This window comes from Synechococcus sp. MIT S9451 (assembly GCF_047304725.1).
GTDB lineage: Bacteria > Cyanobacteriota > Cyanobacteriia > PCC-6307 > Cyanobiaceae > Synechococcus_C.
Genome location: NZ_CP138971.1, coordinates 1,869,011 through 1,882,928 on the forward strand (window position 1 = coordinate 1,869,011; position 13,918 = coordinate 1,882,928).

Annotated in this window: 8 protein-coding genes; 2 read left to right on the forward strand and 6 right to left on the reverse strand. The window is 55.1% G+C overall.

Annotated elements, in window-relative coordinates; all coding sequences use genetic code 11:
• The first annotated feature begins 148 nt into the window (after positions 1-148).
• The gene (locus SIB72_RS09810) at positions 149-1,732 is read left to right on the forward strand and encodes an alpha/beta hydrolase (RefSeq protein ID WP_413743765.1); all 1,584 of its coding nucleotides are present in this window, start codon (positions 149-151) and stop codon (positions 1,730-1,732) included.
• Positions 1,733-2,090: 358 nt separating this feature from the next.
• On the opposite strand, the gene SIB72_RS09815 is transcribed toward SIB72_RS09810, so the two are convergent.
• The 4 genes from SIB72_RS09815 to SIB72_RS09830 form a co-directional block, all read right to left on the reverse strand.
• Positions 2,091-3,494, reverse strand: a complete 1,404-nt coding sequence (locus tag SIB72_RS09815) for a ubiquitin-like protein (RefSeq protein ID WP_413743766.1) — start codon at positions 3,492-3,494, stop codon at positions 2,091-2,093.
• Between the two features lie 625 nt (positions 3,495-4,119).
• A complete protein-coding gene (locus SIB72_RS09820) occupies positions 4,120-6,843 on the reverse strand; it encodes an Ig-like domain-containing protein (protein ID WP_413743767.1) in 2,724 nt (907 codons plus the stop codon).
• A gap of 665 nt (positions 6,844-7,508) precedes the next feature.
• Entirely contained in the window at positions 7,509-10,631 is a 3,123-nt protein-coding gene (locus tag SIB72_RS09825; protein WP_413743768.1) for a beta strand repeat-containing protein, read from the reverse strand.
• A 639-nt stretch (positions 10,632-11,270) separates the two neighbouring features.
• Positions 11,271-11,432: a hypothetical protein gene (locus tag SIB72_RS09830; protein ID WP_413743769.1), complete on the reverse strand. Its 162-nt coding sequence runs from the start codon at positions 11,430-11,432 to the stop codon at positions 11,271-11,273.
• 235 nt (positions 11,433-11,667) lie between these two features.
• Between SIB72_RS09830 and SIB72_RS09835 the strand changes: the two genes are divergently transcribed.
• A complete protein-coding gene (locus SIB72_RS09835) occupies positions 11,668-12,870 on the forward strand; it encodes a DUF4336 domain-containing protein (protein ID WP_413743770.1) in 1,203 nt (400 codons plus the stop codon).
• 1 nt (position 12,871) lies between these two features.
• Here SIB72_RS09835 and SIB72_RS09840 read toward each other — a convergent pair whose 3' ends face one another.
• Both SIB72_RS09840 and lepB read right to left on the reverse strand, forming a co-directional pair.
• Positions 12,872-13,225, reverse strand: a complete 354-nt coding sequence (locus tag SIB72_RS09840) for a DUF760 domain-containing protein (protein WP_115017968.1) — start codon at positions 13,223-13,225, stop codon at positions 12,872-12,874.
• Between the two features lie 15 nt (positions 13,226-13,240).
• The gene (gene lepB / locus SIB72_RS09845) at positions 13,241-13,852 is read right to left on the reverse strand and encodes a signal peptidase I (protein WP_413745094.1); all 612 of its coding nucleotides are present in this window, start codon (positions 13,850-13,852) and stop codon (positions 13,241-13,243) included.
• Positions 13,853-13,918 lie beyond the last annotated feature (66 nt).

Below are 13,918 nucleotides of genomic sequence, written 5' to 3' on the forward strand. Positions count from 1 at the left end.
CTCGTGACCGATTGCTTACCCGCCCTGGTTGATCAAGGGCTGTTGAGTTGTTCGACTCTTGATGAGAAAAGCTCAGTTTTCTTAGTGTTTGGTTGTTTCACCTTTTTCAGAAATTAGGGGTAATTTTTGCCTAAATAGCTGATTTGATATGAAGTGCTTTTTATTCGCGGTGATCGGTCTTGGTGTCCTAGCGGCTCCGGCATCGTCCGCAGAGCGACTCAGCTTCCAGCTTGGTGAATTCGAGCGATCCATCCAGATCGATGAACTCGCCGACTATGCGGGTGGTCAATCACCAGGGACCGCACTCGCCGATGTTCTGCGTCTGTTTAAACCCTCCGAAAAGCAGGCACTTCGCAAGGCTCTCAATCAGTCGGCTCCTGTGAATGCCCTGATGGCATCGAACTTTCTCTCCACTCCCCTGGGTAAGCGAACGGTTCAACAGCTGGCGAAGCTGATCAATCAGCCCACGGACGTGGCCGGCAATGCTCTGGCCTCAGCCTTGATCAATGCAGCAGCCAATAGCGACGGTTTGCGTTTGATTGATGTGCTTCAGGCCTATCCGCTACCCACGATCGCGATTGATGTGAGCGCTGTCGGCTCGCTGCTCCATTCCCTGACCCAGGAGTTCAATCTTCAGAACAAGCTTTATTCGCGTCTGTCTGAACTGGGAGGAACTCCAGAAACCGGTCCGGACCTTCAGGTCGCAGCGCAACCAGGCAACACTGGTTTTGCGCAGGTGTCCTTCACGTTCAAAGGTCGCGTCGTCGACAGCGTCAAGGCCGGTGTCTATCTGCCCGAGTCGTCAACGGCCAGTAGCCAGGCACCTCTGGTGGTGCTTGCGCCTGGCTTGAACACTGACATGAACGCGCTCCTCTACGTCGGGCAGACCCTGGCAAGTCATGGCTATGCGGTTGCGTCTCTCGACTTTCCCTTCACCAGTGCTGACACCATGACAGCCGCGATCAAGGGTACAGGTGCCATCCCTCCCGCTAATGCCTGGTATCGCCAGCCGATCACCGTGACTGAACTGATCGATCAGGTCGAGAAGCGCTGGGGGGACAGGGTCGACACCCAGCGGGTCGGCGTCCTCGGCCAGTCCCTTGGGGGCTATACGGTCACGGCCCTTGCGGGGGCTCAACTGGACTGGCCCCACCTGGTGCGCGGATGTGAGCAGCTGAATGACCCCAGCACCGTGGTTCTCAACCCGGCCATCATCTGGCAGTGCGTAGCACCCGAACGTGTGGTGAAACGAACCAACTTCCGCGATCCCCGCGTGAAGGTTGCTGTTGCGGTGAATCCAGTGACTAATCCGATTTTCAGCAGTCGATCGATGTCTCGTGTGGCGGTGCCGATGCTCGTGATTGCTGGCATGAATGACGTGTTCGCTCCGCCGGTTTCCCAGCAGCTCACCCCCTTCATCGGTCTTCGCCAGCCAGGCTCGGTGCTTGCGGTTCAGAAGAGCGGCACGCATCTTTCCTTCTTGGATGCCACCTCAAACCTCCCAACAGTGATCACTGGCCCGGCGCAGTCTCTTGCCAGGCAGGAACTTCAGGGGATGGCGAAACTGTTTTTCGATCGGCATCTTCTGGGTCAAGCCGGAACACTTCCCCTCGCCCCTGTTGGTAACGGAGCGTTCCAGTCCGGTTCAGCACCACTTCCATTGTTATTTCGCTCCTCGTTGACAAGGCAGCAACTCGAGACGGTTGAACCTGGGCTGAAGGAGGTCCCCTGAGATCACACTGATGCGCGCTTTCGCTGGGCAGAATCGTGGGTACGGAACCTGAATTGCGTGGCTGCGAGCAGCATCCAACCTGCTGATCAGCACTGGACTTGGTGGCCGCTGCTGCCACCCATTAGTTAGTAACTGCAATGGGTTTGAGGGGTTCGTCCCTGATTTTTCCCTGTTTTTTTGTGCAAGTGGAGCGGATGGTGTGCAACTGCCAGGGGTGTTCGCTGCCTACCAAGAGCAAGGGTTTTGCAGCTCAGTGGTGTGAACTGGTCTGCCGCGCTGTTTGGCTGCCTTGTTGAAGTTGAGGTCTGATCACTCCGCGCAACCGTGTCTGTTGCCCTGCTTGTGCTGCGAGCGCGATTTAGATGACTTGAAAGAGGATGGAGACGTCGTTGTAATCGAAGTCTGAGCTGCTGTTTTGGTGGGTGTCCTCAAAGCTAAAGAAGTTGCAGCCGAGGATTTTGACGTAGCTAGAGCCGTAGGTGTAGAGCTCACCGTCGGGGTTAATCAGAACGGGTGAGTAGAAGCCGGCATCTGCTGAGGAGAGGGTCCAGTCAATGGTTTGTGTTTGTACCCCAGTGGCCGTGATGGAGGTGCCATTGGGGTTGATGAGGTGGTCTTTGACGGCTTGATCAAAGGCTGTGGCATCGGCATTGGTCTTTCCGTTGACGGAGAAGCTGCCGTCTGTTTCCTCTGTGAGTTTGACCATGGCGATGCTGTTTTTAAAGGAGCAATCGCTGTTGATGGTGAGTTGGAGTGTTTCGCCTGCTGCGGGGATGGAGGAGAGATCCAGGATGGAGTCATGGATGCCGGTTTGCTCTGTAGCGAGGGCAGTGGAAGCTAGATCTGGAGAGTCGCTGGATGTGGTGATGTCAATGATTAGATCGTTGTAATCGCTGTCATTGCTGTGATCGTTCAGTTTGAGCTTGAATGTACCATCGTTGTTGTCTACTATGATTAGATCAGGAGATTTTTCAAGGGCGAAATTATTGCTTGATTGATGCATAGAAAGCCTTGTACCTCCTTTGATATGGATAGAATGCGTGCCGAGATTTCTGGAGAAACGAGTGGCACCAATTGATCCAAGGGAGTTGCCATCTTGATCGGCTATTGTGAGCGTGTTCTGGAGTGTGCTGCTCGCAGAACTAACAACTAGATTGAGCCAAAGCCCATCACTTGAGGAGCCTGAGGTTCTAAGGGAATTGTCTTTGTTGAGGTCTAGATCCGAGAATCTAGACTTATTGATTATACTAGTGTTGCTAATGTTCTCTGCGTCTGCTCCGTACTGCCCTTGTATTGCGTATAGGTCATCGCCAGTTGTGGGGTCGTTGTATGTCAGTAGTAATTTAGAGCCCGTTTTCACGGCGTTATTGAGCGTGAGTATTACCGAAGAATGGTCGGCTTCAATCTTTTCTATGCTTAATCTATTTGTCCCTTCTGATATTTTGAGCTGAGTCGCTGCGGCAATATATGTTGACACGTGTTGATCGTAAGTGAGTATAATTGCCGAGCCGTTTATTGTTGTCTCTGCTGTGCTTAGAGATGGCTTTTTTAGCCATAGATGTAATGTTGATTCTTTTTGTATGTTGTAGTCTTGAAGGGTTCTCTTGTTCTCTAGTTGTTTCCCTGCGAATATAAGCTCTTGGATGTCTTCGGATGGCCCTTCTTTGCGTTTGATTTTCAGCTTGATTATTTCTATTGTGTCGGCCCCCTCCGCCTCTAGTGTAATCGTTTTGCCTGTACGTGTTTTGATGAAGATTTGCATTGTGAGCTTCTTTGCTGGCTGAAAAGTATTCGCAAGCCTGTCAATCTCCTCAATTCTACAGGGGTTGTTTCGGGTTGGTCCATTTATTGGAAATTGTTGCCTTGATGGCTTAGAGAATCAGCTGTTTGTGAATGCCCCGATTTGTCGTTGTATCAAGCGAAGGAGCATCTGTTCAGGGCGAGCCTGTTGGCGTGTGCTCAACAGCTTTTATGGTTGGTTCCGGCTTTAGAGGTCTGTTCGATGCCACTGGCTGCTGGGCAGTTTCAAACCGGCAGCTGCACGCACCGCATCTAGGCAGAATCGTGGGCAGGGAACCTCAGCTGAGTGACGTCAAACAGCATCCAATCTGAGGATCAGAGCTGGCCCTGGTGGCCGCTGCTGCCACCTATTAGTTAGTAACTGCAATGGGTTTGAGGGGTTCGTCCCTGATTTGTCCCTGTTTTTTTGTGCAAGTGGAGCGGATGGTGTGCAACTGCCAGGGGTGTTCGCTGCCTACCAAGAGCAAGGGTTTTGCAGCTCAGTGGTGTGAACTGGTCTGCCGCGCTGTTTGGCTGCCTTGTTGAAGTTGAGGTCTGATCACTCCGCGCAACCGTGTCTGTTGCCCTGCTTGTGCTGCGAGCGCGGTTTAGATGACTTGAAAGAGGATGGAGACGTCGTTGTAATCGAAGTCTGAGCTGCTGTTTTGGTGGGTGTCCTCAAAGCTAAAGAAGTTGCAGCCGAGGATTTTGACGTAGCTAGAGCCGTAGGTGTAGAGCTCACCGTCGGGGTTGATCAGAACGGGCGAGTAGAAGCCGGCATCTGCTGAGGCGAGGGTCCAGTCAATGGTTTGTGTTTGTACCCCAGTGGCCGTGATGGAGGTGCCGTTTGGGTTGATGAGGTGGTCTTTGACGGCTTGATCAAAGGCTGTGGCATCGGCATTGGTTTTTCCGTTGACGGAGAAGCTGCCGTCTGTTTCCTCTGTGAGTTTGACCATGGCGATGCTGTTTTTAAAGGAGCAATCGCTGTTGATGGTGAGTTGGAGTGTTTCGCCTGCTGCGGGGATGGAGGAGAGATCCAGGATGGAGTCATGGATGCCGGTTTGCTCTGTTGCGATGGATGTGGCGCTTGCGTTGGGAGAGCTTGTGAATGAGGTGATGTCGATGGTGAGATCGTCGTGATCGCTGTCATCGGCTCCATCGTTGAGTTTTAGCTGGAAGCTGCCGTCAGCTTGCTCGATGATGTTGAGCTGAGGAGAGCTGTTGATGGCTTGGTTGTTGCTGAACTGATGGAAGGCAATGGTTGAGCCTTCTGGGATAAAGATGGCGTGGCTACCGAGGTTTTTGGAGTCTTGCGTGGCGCCAATGGCACCGAGGACGGAACCATGTTGATCGATGATTTTGAGGCAGTTTTGGCGTTTGGTGCTGGCTGCCTTGACGTTGAATTTGAGCCAGAGGCCTTTGGTGTCACCATCGGTGACGATGAAGGAGTTGTCGCTGTTGAGAACGAGGACGTTGTTGTCTGAGGAGCCCTTGTCTGAGGAGTCAGAGGCAACGGTGGAGTTGTTGGTGACAGAGGTGCTGCTTAGGGATGCTGCGTCATTGCCAGTTGAATCTTGGATGGCATTGGCATCGTCGGAGCTGGATGGGTCTGTGTAGGCAACGGAGACCGTTTGGCCTTTGACGATGGTGTTGGTGAGTGTGAGTTCAGCGGTGGAGCCAGCGATGGCAACGTCGGTGACGGGGTTGTTTTTAGAAGCAGTGGTGACCGAGAAGGTGCCGATAGCAGCGGTTGTGGAGGAGAGTGTTTCGCTGTAGGTGAGGATGATTTTGATGCCGCCAGTGTTGGAGGCAGCGGATTGGAAAGTGGGCCTGACGGTGTCGACGGAGAGGGTGACGGAGTTGTTGCTATCGGACCCGTCGGTGTTGGCGTTATTGGCCGCATCGGTGAAGGTGCCACTGGCAACAGAGATCACACCGTTGGTGGTGCTGTTAGCTGTTGGTGTGAAGGTGGCGGAGTAGGAGGTTGCCGATGCCGCATTCCAGTTGGAGAGGGTTCCACCGGAGACAGTGACGTCGGATTGAACGAAGTTGGAGGAGGCTTCTGAGAGGGTGAAGGTGAGGGTTGCCGTTTCGCCAGCTTTTAGGGAGGAGACATCAGAGCTGATGGCGATGGTGGGAGGAGTGATGTCGAGGCTGAACACCCGCACATGGCCGGCCTCGTTGCCATTGCCGTCGTTCAATCGGGCACCAATGGCAACGGTGCTGCCGTCCCTGGAGAGGGAGACAAAATCACCGCTTTCGTCACCCTCGGCTTCTCCATCGACATCAGTGCCGATTTGCACCCAGGCACTGCCACTCCACTGGTAAATACGCGTGTGGCCGGAATGGGTGCCATTGCCGTCGTTTCTAAGGGCACCAATGGCAACGACGGTTCCATCGCTCGATAGGGCTACGGAATAGCCACTACGGTCACCAGCGGCTTCTCCATCAATGTCGCTGCCGAGCTGGTTCCAGGAGGAAGAGCCTGCATCCCACTGGTAAAGGCGCGTATGGCCTGACTGCTCGCCATTTCCGTCGGCGCCATAAGCGCCAACGGCAACGATGGTGCCATCTCCAGAGAGCGAGACGGAATAGCCGCTGACGTCACTTGCGGCTTCTCCATCTATATCGCTGCCGCGCTGAACCCAGCTGCTGCCATTCCAGGCGAAAAGACGGGTTCGGCCTGAAGAAAAGCCATTTCCGCTTTGGAAGCTTCCATGCTCACCAACGGCAATGACGGTGCCATCGCTGGAGAGGGAGACAGATCGACCGCTACGGTCCGAGTGGGCTCCCGTGATTTCGCCGAGCTGGTTCCAGGAGGATGAACCTGCATCCCATTGGAAGATGCGTGTGTGGCCATTCAGTCCGTTGTGATGGTAGGCACCAATGGCAACGACGGAGCCATCGCTGGAGAGCGAGACAGTGCCGTTGTAGTCACCATAATTTCGTCCATCGATAGCGCTGCCGCGTTGAACCCAGGCATCGCCATTCCAGGTGAATATGCGTGTGCGGCCTTTCGAACCTGCGCCCCAGCGGCTGTTTACACCCGGTTCACTGATGGCAATGGTGTGGCCATCGCTGGAGAGCGAGACAGAATCGCCGCTTTGATGACCAACATCTCCATCGATGTCGCTGCCGAGCTGGTTCCACGAGGAAGAGCCTGCATCCCACTGGTAGATGCGCGTATGGCCTGAATCCTCACCATTGCCATCGTTCTTAGAAGTGCCAATGGCAATGATGCTGCCGTTGCTGGAAAGCGAGATGGAGCTGCCGCTTCGGTCATTTGCGGCTTCTCCGTCGAACTCGGGGCCGAGTTGGGTGAACGAAGACATCGCTACGCTTCATCCGGATGAGCGTGCTGATCTCTCAAATTGAGCAAATAAACAGAGTCGACGGAGGTTGCCGCGACGCCAGCATCCCACTCCCTTCTCCAAGAGGGATCCCCTATCAGTGCGCGCGAGGGAATAACCAAGAGCAGTCTTGATCTTTCAGCGATTTTCGTCGAACTGACCTATGTCGCCAACGGCCATTGGTCCGATTCGTGCACGATTTGCTCAGCACTTCGCTCGGTTTCGTTGAGAGGCGTCAAGAGGGGGCTGAGGCTTGGTTCCGGCTTTCGAGGTCTGTTCGATTCCACTGGCTGCTGGGCGGTTTCAAATCGACTGCTGCACGCACCGCCTCTAGGCAGAATCGTGGGCAGGGAACCTCAGCTGAGTGGCGTTAAACAGCATCCAACCTGAGGATCAGCATTGGCCCTGGTGGCCGCTGCTGCCACCCATTAGTTAGTAACTGCAATGGGTTTGAGGGGGTTGTCCCTGAGTTGTCCCTGCCTTTTTGTGCAAGTGGAGCGGATGGTGTGCAACTGGGATAGGCCAGAAGGGTGCTGGTGCTTAGGGAAGAGCGCGCGAGTTTCGATGCCAAGCCGATCGCCTTGCTTGGTTTCAGTTGTGAGTGATCAGAGACTCGAACTCAGTGCCCATGCCTCAACGATCCGAGCTCAGGTGGTGAGGGCTTTGAAATTAAAGCCGAGGATGAAGTCGTCGTAGTCGCGGTCACCACCACCGAGGGAGTCTTCTAGGCCAAAGAGGTTTTCGCCTAAGGCTTGGAAGTGTGAGAGCCCATCAGCATTGGCTGCATCAAAGGCAAAGAACGTATTGGTCTTGTTCGTTTCTGTGCTTGTGACTTTCGCGTAGGGAGCGAGAAGGCTGAATTCGGTGAGAGAGAAAGAGGTGTCTTTGGTTTTGTTGTCGGCAACGGAGAGATTGTCGAGAGTGGTGACGCGATTGGAGTCGAGTAAGGCGGCATCTGCATAGCCGTCTTGCCCTGGAGCGAGGAGGGAGCCATCCGCAGCAAGAACGGTGCCTTGGCTGTCAACGGTGCGATAGAAGCCAATGACGGAATCGAAGTCAGCTTCTCTGGCGGTGTGAATGGTGCCTGAGAGTGTTTCTCCTGCGGTGAATGCAGTGAAGTCAAGCAGTGGTGCGATGTCCTGCTTCTGAGCGATGAGGCTTGCTATGCCTGGATCGGTGTCTTGCTGTGAGAGCGAGACGCCGATGTTGTGCGTGCCGCGAATGGAGAGGCTGCCATCGGAGTTGATGGTGTGATCGAGCCAGGAGAAGCGTGAATCACTGAGGCTGCTCAGATCAGTGAGGCGTGAATCTGCCGTTGAGAAGAAGCGAATGGATTGACCGTTGAGCAGCTGCAGTGATTTGTGGAAGTGAAAAGAGTCGTGGAGGGTGACATCGGAGGCTTCCAGGCTGGAGAAGAGACTGACGGCACGGCTTTTGAGTTGATCAAGGTCCTTGAGGATGGTGTCTGCGTCAGCAGATTCCTCAGCGGAGAGGATGATGTAGCCGATGGCGTTTGTGGCGTCACTGCGGGATGTGAGTGAGGCTTTGAAATTCACTGCAGCGGCAGTGGCGCTGTCGGATGCATCAGCAAGTTTGAGCAAGGTGCTGTCTGCTCCAGAGAAGACAGGATTGAGGTCAATGGTTGCAGCGGTGGTTTTCAGGCTGAGGGAACCATTGGCCTGAGCGTCGTTATCACCTGTGTTGCCATCACGGTGTGCGACGGAGACGAGATCACCGATGCCATCACCATCGGTGTCGAAAAGGCGAGCCCCAGTTCTGGTGATGGTGTTGTAGAGCAAGGAAGAAAGAGCGCCTTGATCGTTGATGTTGTAGTAGAGGAACTTTTTATCTTTGCTGCGTTCGCCATTGCTGCCGGCAAGGTTGAGGTTGGGTGCGACGGTGTCGAGGTTGAGGTTGAGGTTGGCTTCTGTTTGTTTCTCCGGAAGGCTGTGGGTGAGTTGAACAACTTTGCTGGCGAGAGTGATGCCTTTGGTGGTGAGGTTTGAGCGTATGGACTGGGAGAGGGTGTCAGCGGCGAGGGTGAGAGAGGCAATGGCCTGCGTTTTTTTGAGCTTGGACTGGATGTAGAGAAGGAGTTCTTCTGTGGCCACTACGTTGGAGACGGTGATGGCGTTACCGGTGAGATCGGCAATGTCGGTGCTGCTGTTTGCACCGGGTGCCCAGTCATCTGCAGCGGCGATGTTGTATGTGGTGCCTTGGCTGGAGGCAGTGCCGTTTTTATTGAGCAGGGAGTCGAGATTGCTCTGGTCGGTGCTGTTGAGGGTGATGCTGGCGACTGTCGCCGATGTCAGCTCAACGTTGGCGGTGGTGAGGGTGTAGGTGCTGCCGGAGCCACCGGTGATGGTGAGCTTGGAGACGTCGATGTCGTTATTGGAGCCGGGATAGGCGGGTAGGTTGCTGCCGCTGAGGGCGAGAACCCCTGTGGAGTTGTTGTACGTGGCGGAGCTGAGGGTTGGAGTGGCGACGTTGGAGACGGTGATGGCGTTGCCGGTGCTGTCTGCCGGTGAGGAAGCGGCGCCAGGATTCCAACCAGAAGCGGCAGCAATGTTGTAAGTGGTGCCGCCGCCGGAGGAGGTGCCGTTGTTATTCAGTAGGTCGGCAAGTTGCAGTTGATCGGTGACGTTAAGGGTGATGGAGAAGGTGGTGGCTGAGGTGAGTTCAACGTCACCGGTGGTGAGGTTGTAGGTGTTGCCGCCTTCTCCTGTGATGGTGAGTGTGGAGACGTCGATATCGTTACTAGCGCCTGATTTGGCAGCGAGATTGGCGCCGGTAACGGTGATGGCTCCGGAGGAGGCGTTGTAGGTGGCCGATGTCAGTGTTGCCCCTCCCGCCCCGGGGTTGAAGGGGTTGCCCGAAGCATCGGTCCGCGATATGTATTGATCCTCATCCCAGTCTCCAGAGTTGAAATTTTTCAGCCGGATTGATCCCACTGACGCGACTGTGATCAGCGCATCATCCCCGACCTGGGAGATCACGTAGTTCTGCCAAACTTCGATGCCGACGGTATCGCCTGATGGTATGGAGAAGTCGGTGACCTGGTCATCGCCGCCACCGAGCTGAAATTGATCGGCGCCGGTACCACCGGTGAGGGTGTCGTTTCCATCGCCGCCGATCAGGAGGTTGCTACCGCTGTTGCCGATGAGCGTGTTATCGAGGGCATTGCCAGTGGCATCGATGTGGTCAGAACCCGTCAGGGTGATTTTGACAACGCCGTCGGTTGCGATGTAACTAACGGAGCTTGTGATTGATGAGGCTTCTATTTTTATTCTCTGCCCTGAAATATAAAGTTCTGAATGATCATTTTGGTTGAGTTCTTGTAGGTCGACTGCTCGGTTTTGAGCCAATGCCGAGAAGATGGCGCCTTCGTCACCGGTTGTGTCATTGCCCTGATTCAGTCTGTGATCAATGGCATGGCCTAATTCCTCGAGCAGAACGGCTTGGATTGCATCGGCGTTTGCCGTTGCTAACCAGTCTTGATTGATATAGATGCGCTCATTGCCATCTGGTGCAACCGGGGCATAGGCGCCAGATAGGCCAGCCATGGCCTGTCCGTTGAGGATCTCAATCGTGATGCCGCTGAGATCAAGTGGTGCTGAGCGGCCAAAGACTTTCTGCAGCAGTTGGTTCCATTCAGCCGGATTGTTCTGCCATCTCAACAGCAGCTTGTAGGTGGCGTGTCGTGCAGCTATGAACTCTTCTGATAATGCCGCAGCAAAAGAAGTGGTCTCATCAAGGCAGAACAGTGCCATCGTGGATGAAAGTTGGATCGACTCAACAACAGAAGGCGTCGGCTTAAGCCAACAGGAATTAGTATTTTGTATGCAGTCACGCACTCGATGCGTAATGATTGATACGTTTTGGAATTAATGCGTTACTTGGATGGATTGGTAATTGTGTAGCGTTGGAGTGCTTTGCTTGTTGATAGTTTTTCCATCATTTCAGTTGGCTTTAATTGCTTTTTCGGATCACGCATTGATGACGCTTTCTTGTTTGAGGGTTTTGCATTGTCTAATCAATGTTTCTGTTCTGTCCCTCGCCTATTTCATTGTTAATTAACTGAAGGCCTCATGGCTTTTCTTGAAAGATCTTGGCCGGTTACACATGCCGCGATGTGCCGGGCTGGGTATTGGGTCTCTGATGTAGGGATGCTGTTTGCTGCGTTGTTTTTATCCCTTCTGACAAGCGGGTGGTCAGGTTGTCGCTGAGTGCAGCCTGGCTGTGGTGGCGTGTGATGCTTTTTTCGCTCGGGGTGCCTGGATCGACCCTGGCGTGAACCATTCCGCTACAGAATCACTGAATTGATGGGGAGCGTGGTGGCTGGAGCTGGTGTGAATCCTGCTGATCAGCGTTGGGGTTTCTGGCCGCTTCAGCCAATTGATGGAGCTTGGTCAATTCCTCAAATTTTCGTTGGTTGGAGCAGCTAAATCACCATTCCGCACTCTGCGAAGCACATCACGTGCGATCACCAAGCTGATGGCATCGGTGGAATAGCCCTTCTGCTGCTGGGGTTCCAGTTCGTTGCCAATGGATTTGCTGTCGTCGCTTGGCATGGATCGTGTGATCTGGGCTGAGAACCACTCGGCTGTCTTCTCATCAATCTCCGCTGAATGGCTCGATTCCACATCCTTATCCCTCAGTTGAGTGATCTCTACAGCTGCTGCCGGGCAGTGCCATGGCTAGGGCATGTTGTGGGATGCCAAGAGGTCTGGATGGCCAAGGGCTATGCCTTGCACAAGCTTTTATCCAGAAGAACAAGCAGAACCAATGCAACAGTCAATTTGAGTGATGCCAAGCGATCTGAGTGCAACTGAGGGCTTCTCGCCAGAGGACCAAAGCTGGCCCTGGTGGCCGCTGCTGCCGTTGTATCCGTATGGTCGCCGTGCCACTCACTTTGAAGAGCTGATCCCCGGACAGATCTGGAGCCTCGAGCAGCTTCAGGGTGTGTATTACGTGGCGGTGCCGATCCGGCTCACGGTGGTGAAGGTTCCCGGCGGTTTGATGCTGGTGAATCCGCTGCCACCTACGGGTGAGTTGCGAACGGCCATTGCTGAACTCGAGCAGCTGCATGGGCGGGTGCAAACGATCGTGTTGCCAACGGCTTCTGGCCTCGAGCACAAGCTGCCGCTCGCTCCATTGGCACGCGCTTTTCCTGATGCCGAAGTGTGGCTGAGCCCAGGTCAGTGGAGCTTCCCCGTGCAGCTTCCCCTTGGTTGGCTAGGGATTCCCTCCGGGCGCACAAGGGTCCTGCTCGACGATGGCGTGCCTCACGCTGACGTTTGTGCATGGATTTCGCTTGGCCCCCTCGATCTCGGCGTAGGTCGTTTCCAAGAAATCAGCTGCTTCCATCGGCCTTCTGGGGCCTTGCTTGTCACCGATGCCCTTGTCGGGATTGCCGCTGAACCGCCGCTTGTGTTCAACAGCGACCCTGCACCGTTGTTGTTCCATGCCCGTGAGAGGGGCGATCAAGCTCTGGACGACACGCCTGCCAATCGCCGTCGAGGCTGGGCTCGGCTTGTGCTGTTTGCCTCCTATCTGCGGCCTGAACCGCTGGAGGTTCCCGGCACGTTAGAGGTGCTTCGCCATGCGCTTCGGCCTGGATGTCGTTCGCCGCGCAGTCATTTCGGCCTTTATCCCTTTGCTTGGAAACAGGGCTGGGAGGCTGCTGCTGCTGCGCTGATGGGTGACTCGCTCCCGCGGCTGCAGGTGGCCCCGGTGCTGGAGAGGCTGGTCTTGCCTCGAGCTCGTCAGACCCTTGTGGAGTGGCTGACCCGAGTGGAGCAGCAGGTTGGTTTGCGTTGGTTGGTTCCTGCTCACTATTCCGCCCCTCTGCATTTCAGTCCGGACGTTGTGGCGGAGCTGAAACAGCAACTGGAACAACGCCAGTGGGCTCCCAGTGCTGGCAACTGGCAGTTCCTCGGCAGCATTGACAAACGCCTACTTGAGCTTGGCGTAGTGCCTGAAAACCCCTGTTCAAGCCCTCAGCCCTGACTCAGGCGTTGAAGTCGTCATCGGGGTTGACTGCCATCTGATCATCAGCAAACAGTGTTTCCTCGAGTTCCTTGCGCTGCTCCATCTGGCGCAAGAAATAGCCCGTCATCATCGCTGACGCCAACAGATTGGCGAGGTTGTCGCGGTTGGCCGTGACCTTCACATCGAAATGCTCACCAGGGAGCATGCCCAGCAAACCCTGCACGTTGTGGCGAATGATGTCCTGAATATCGTTACTTGCTGATTTCGCGACCCGCTGAAGAACGTCTGGTGATTGATCCTGCAGGTACTGAATCAGTCCGTTGACGGGTTGGCCGTCTTGGCTGTCGGTGGTTAGGAACTCTGGATTAAACATTCCGCCCGCTCGCCGTCAAGACACTGACCCTAACGCAGCTTCCGGCGAGGGCCCCGCCTGCGCTTGGGGGGGGAACCGTATCGGACCGAACCGATTCAGGGGCCAATAACGCCATACCGCAGTGCCGATCACCCGATCCTGCGGCAGCGGTCCCCAGAGGTGGGAATCGAGGCTTTCATTGCGGTTGTCTCCTAGCACCCAAAGGTCACCGTCTGGCACTGTCTGGGCCGGCATTGCATAGCCGATCGGTTCACTCAGCCAGGCCTCATGTACGCCAATCCCATTGCGGAACAGCACGCCATCGCGCACCTCCACCTGATCGCCAGGGCCAGCCACGACCCGTTTGATCAGGGCTGAGTTGGGGTCGTACCCCGCTTCCATCAATGGGTCGGGTACGGCAAACACCACGACACGGCCAATGGACAGCGCCTGATGCCTCTGGTGCGCCAGTTTGGGCCGGATCTTCTCCACCAGGATTCGATCCTGCAGTTCCAGCGTGGGCAGCATCGAACCGGAGGGGATCCATCGGGGCTCGATCACCAGCCAACGCAACATCAGTGCCAGAAGCACCCACAGCAGCACATCCCGCCAACCCTGCCTCTGGCTGGTCTTGCCTTCGCTTGCCATGGCCTCATGCTTGTACAACGAGGATCGCATCAGTGCTGTTCTCTTGCCCTGCTCCCAGGCGCTGCT

Bases quoted from the DNA above. Each gene is read 5' to 3' on its own strand.
- SIB72_RS09830 (WP_413743769.1), bottom strand. From the start codon at position 11,432: ATGCCAAGCGACGACAGCAAATCCATTGGCAACGAACTGGAACCCCAG.
- SIB72_RS09815 (WP_413743766.1), bottom strand. From the start codon at position 3,494: ATGCAAATCTTCATCAAAACACGTACAGGCAAAACGATTACACTAGAG.
- SIB72_RS09840 (WP_115017968.1), bottom strand. From the start codon at position 13,225: ATGTTTAATCCAGAGTTCCTAACCACCGACAGCCAAGACGGCCAACCC.
- lepB (WP_413745094.1), bottom strand. From the start codon at position 13,852: ATGGCAAGCGAAGGCAAGACCAGCCAGAGGCAGGGTTGGCGGGATGTG.
- SIB72_RS09820 (WP_413743767.1), bottom strand. From the start codon at position 6,843: ATGTCTTCGTTCACCCAACTCGGCCCCGAGTTCGACGGAGAAGCCGCA.
- SIB72_RS09810 (WP_413743765.1), top strand. From the start codon at position 149: ATGAAGTGCTTTTTATTCGCGGTGATCGGTCTTGGTGTCCTAGCGGCT.
- SIB72_RS09835 (WP_413743770.1), top strand. From the start codon at position 11,668: ATGCCAAGCGATCTGAGTGCAACTGAGGGCTTCTCGCCAGAGGACCAA.
- SIB72_RS09825 (WP_413743768.1), bottom strand. From the start codon at position 10,631: ATGGCACTGTTCTGCCTTGATGAGACCACTTCTTTTGCTGCGGCATTA.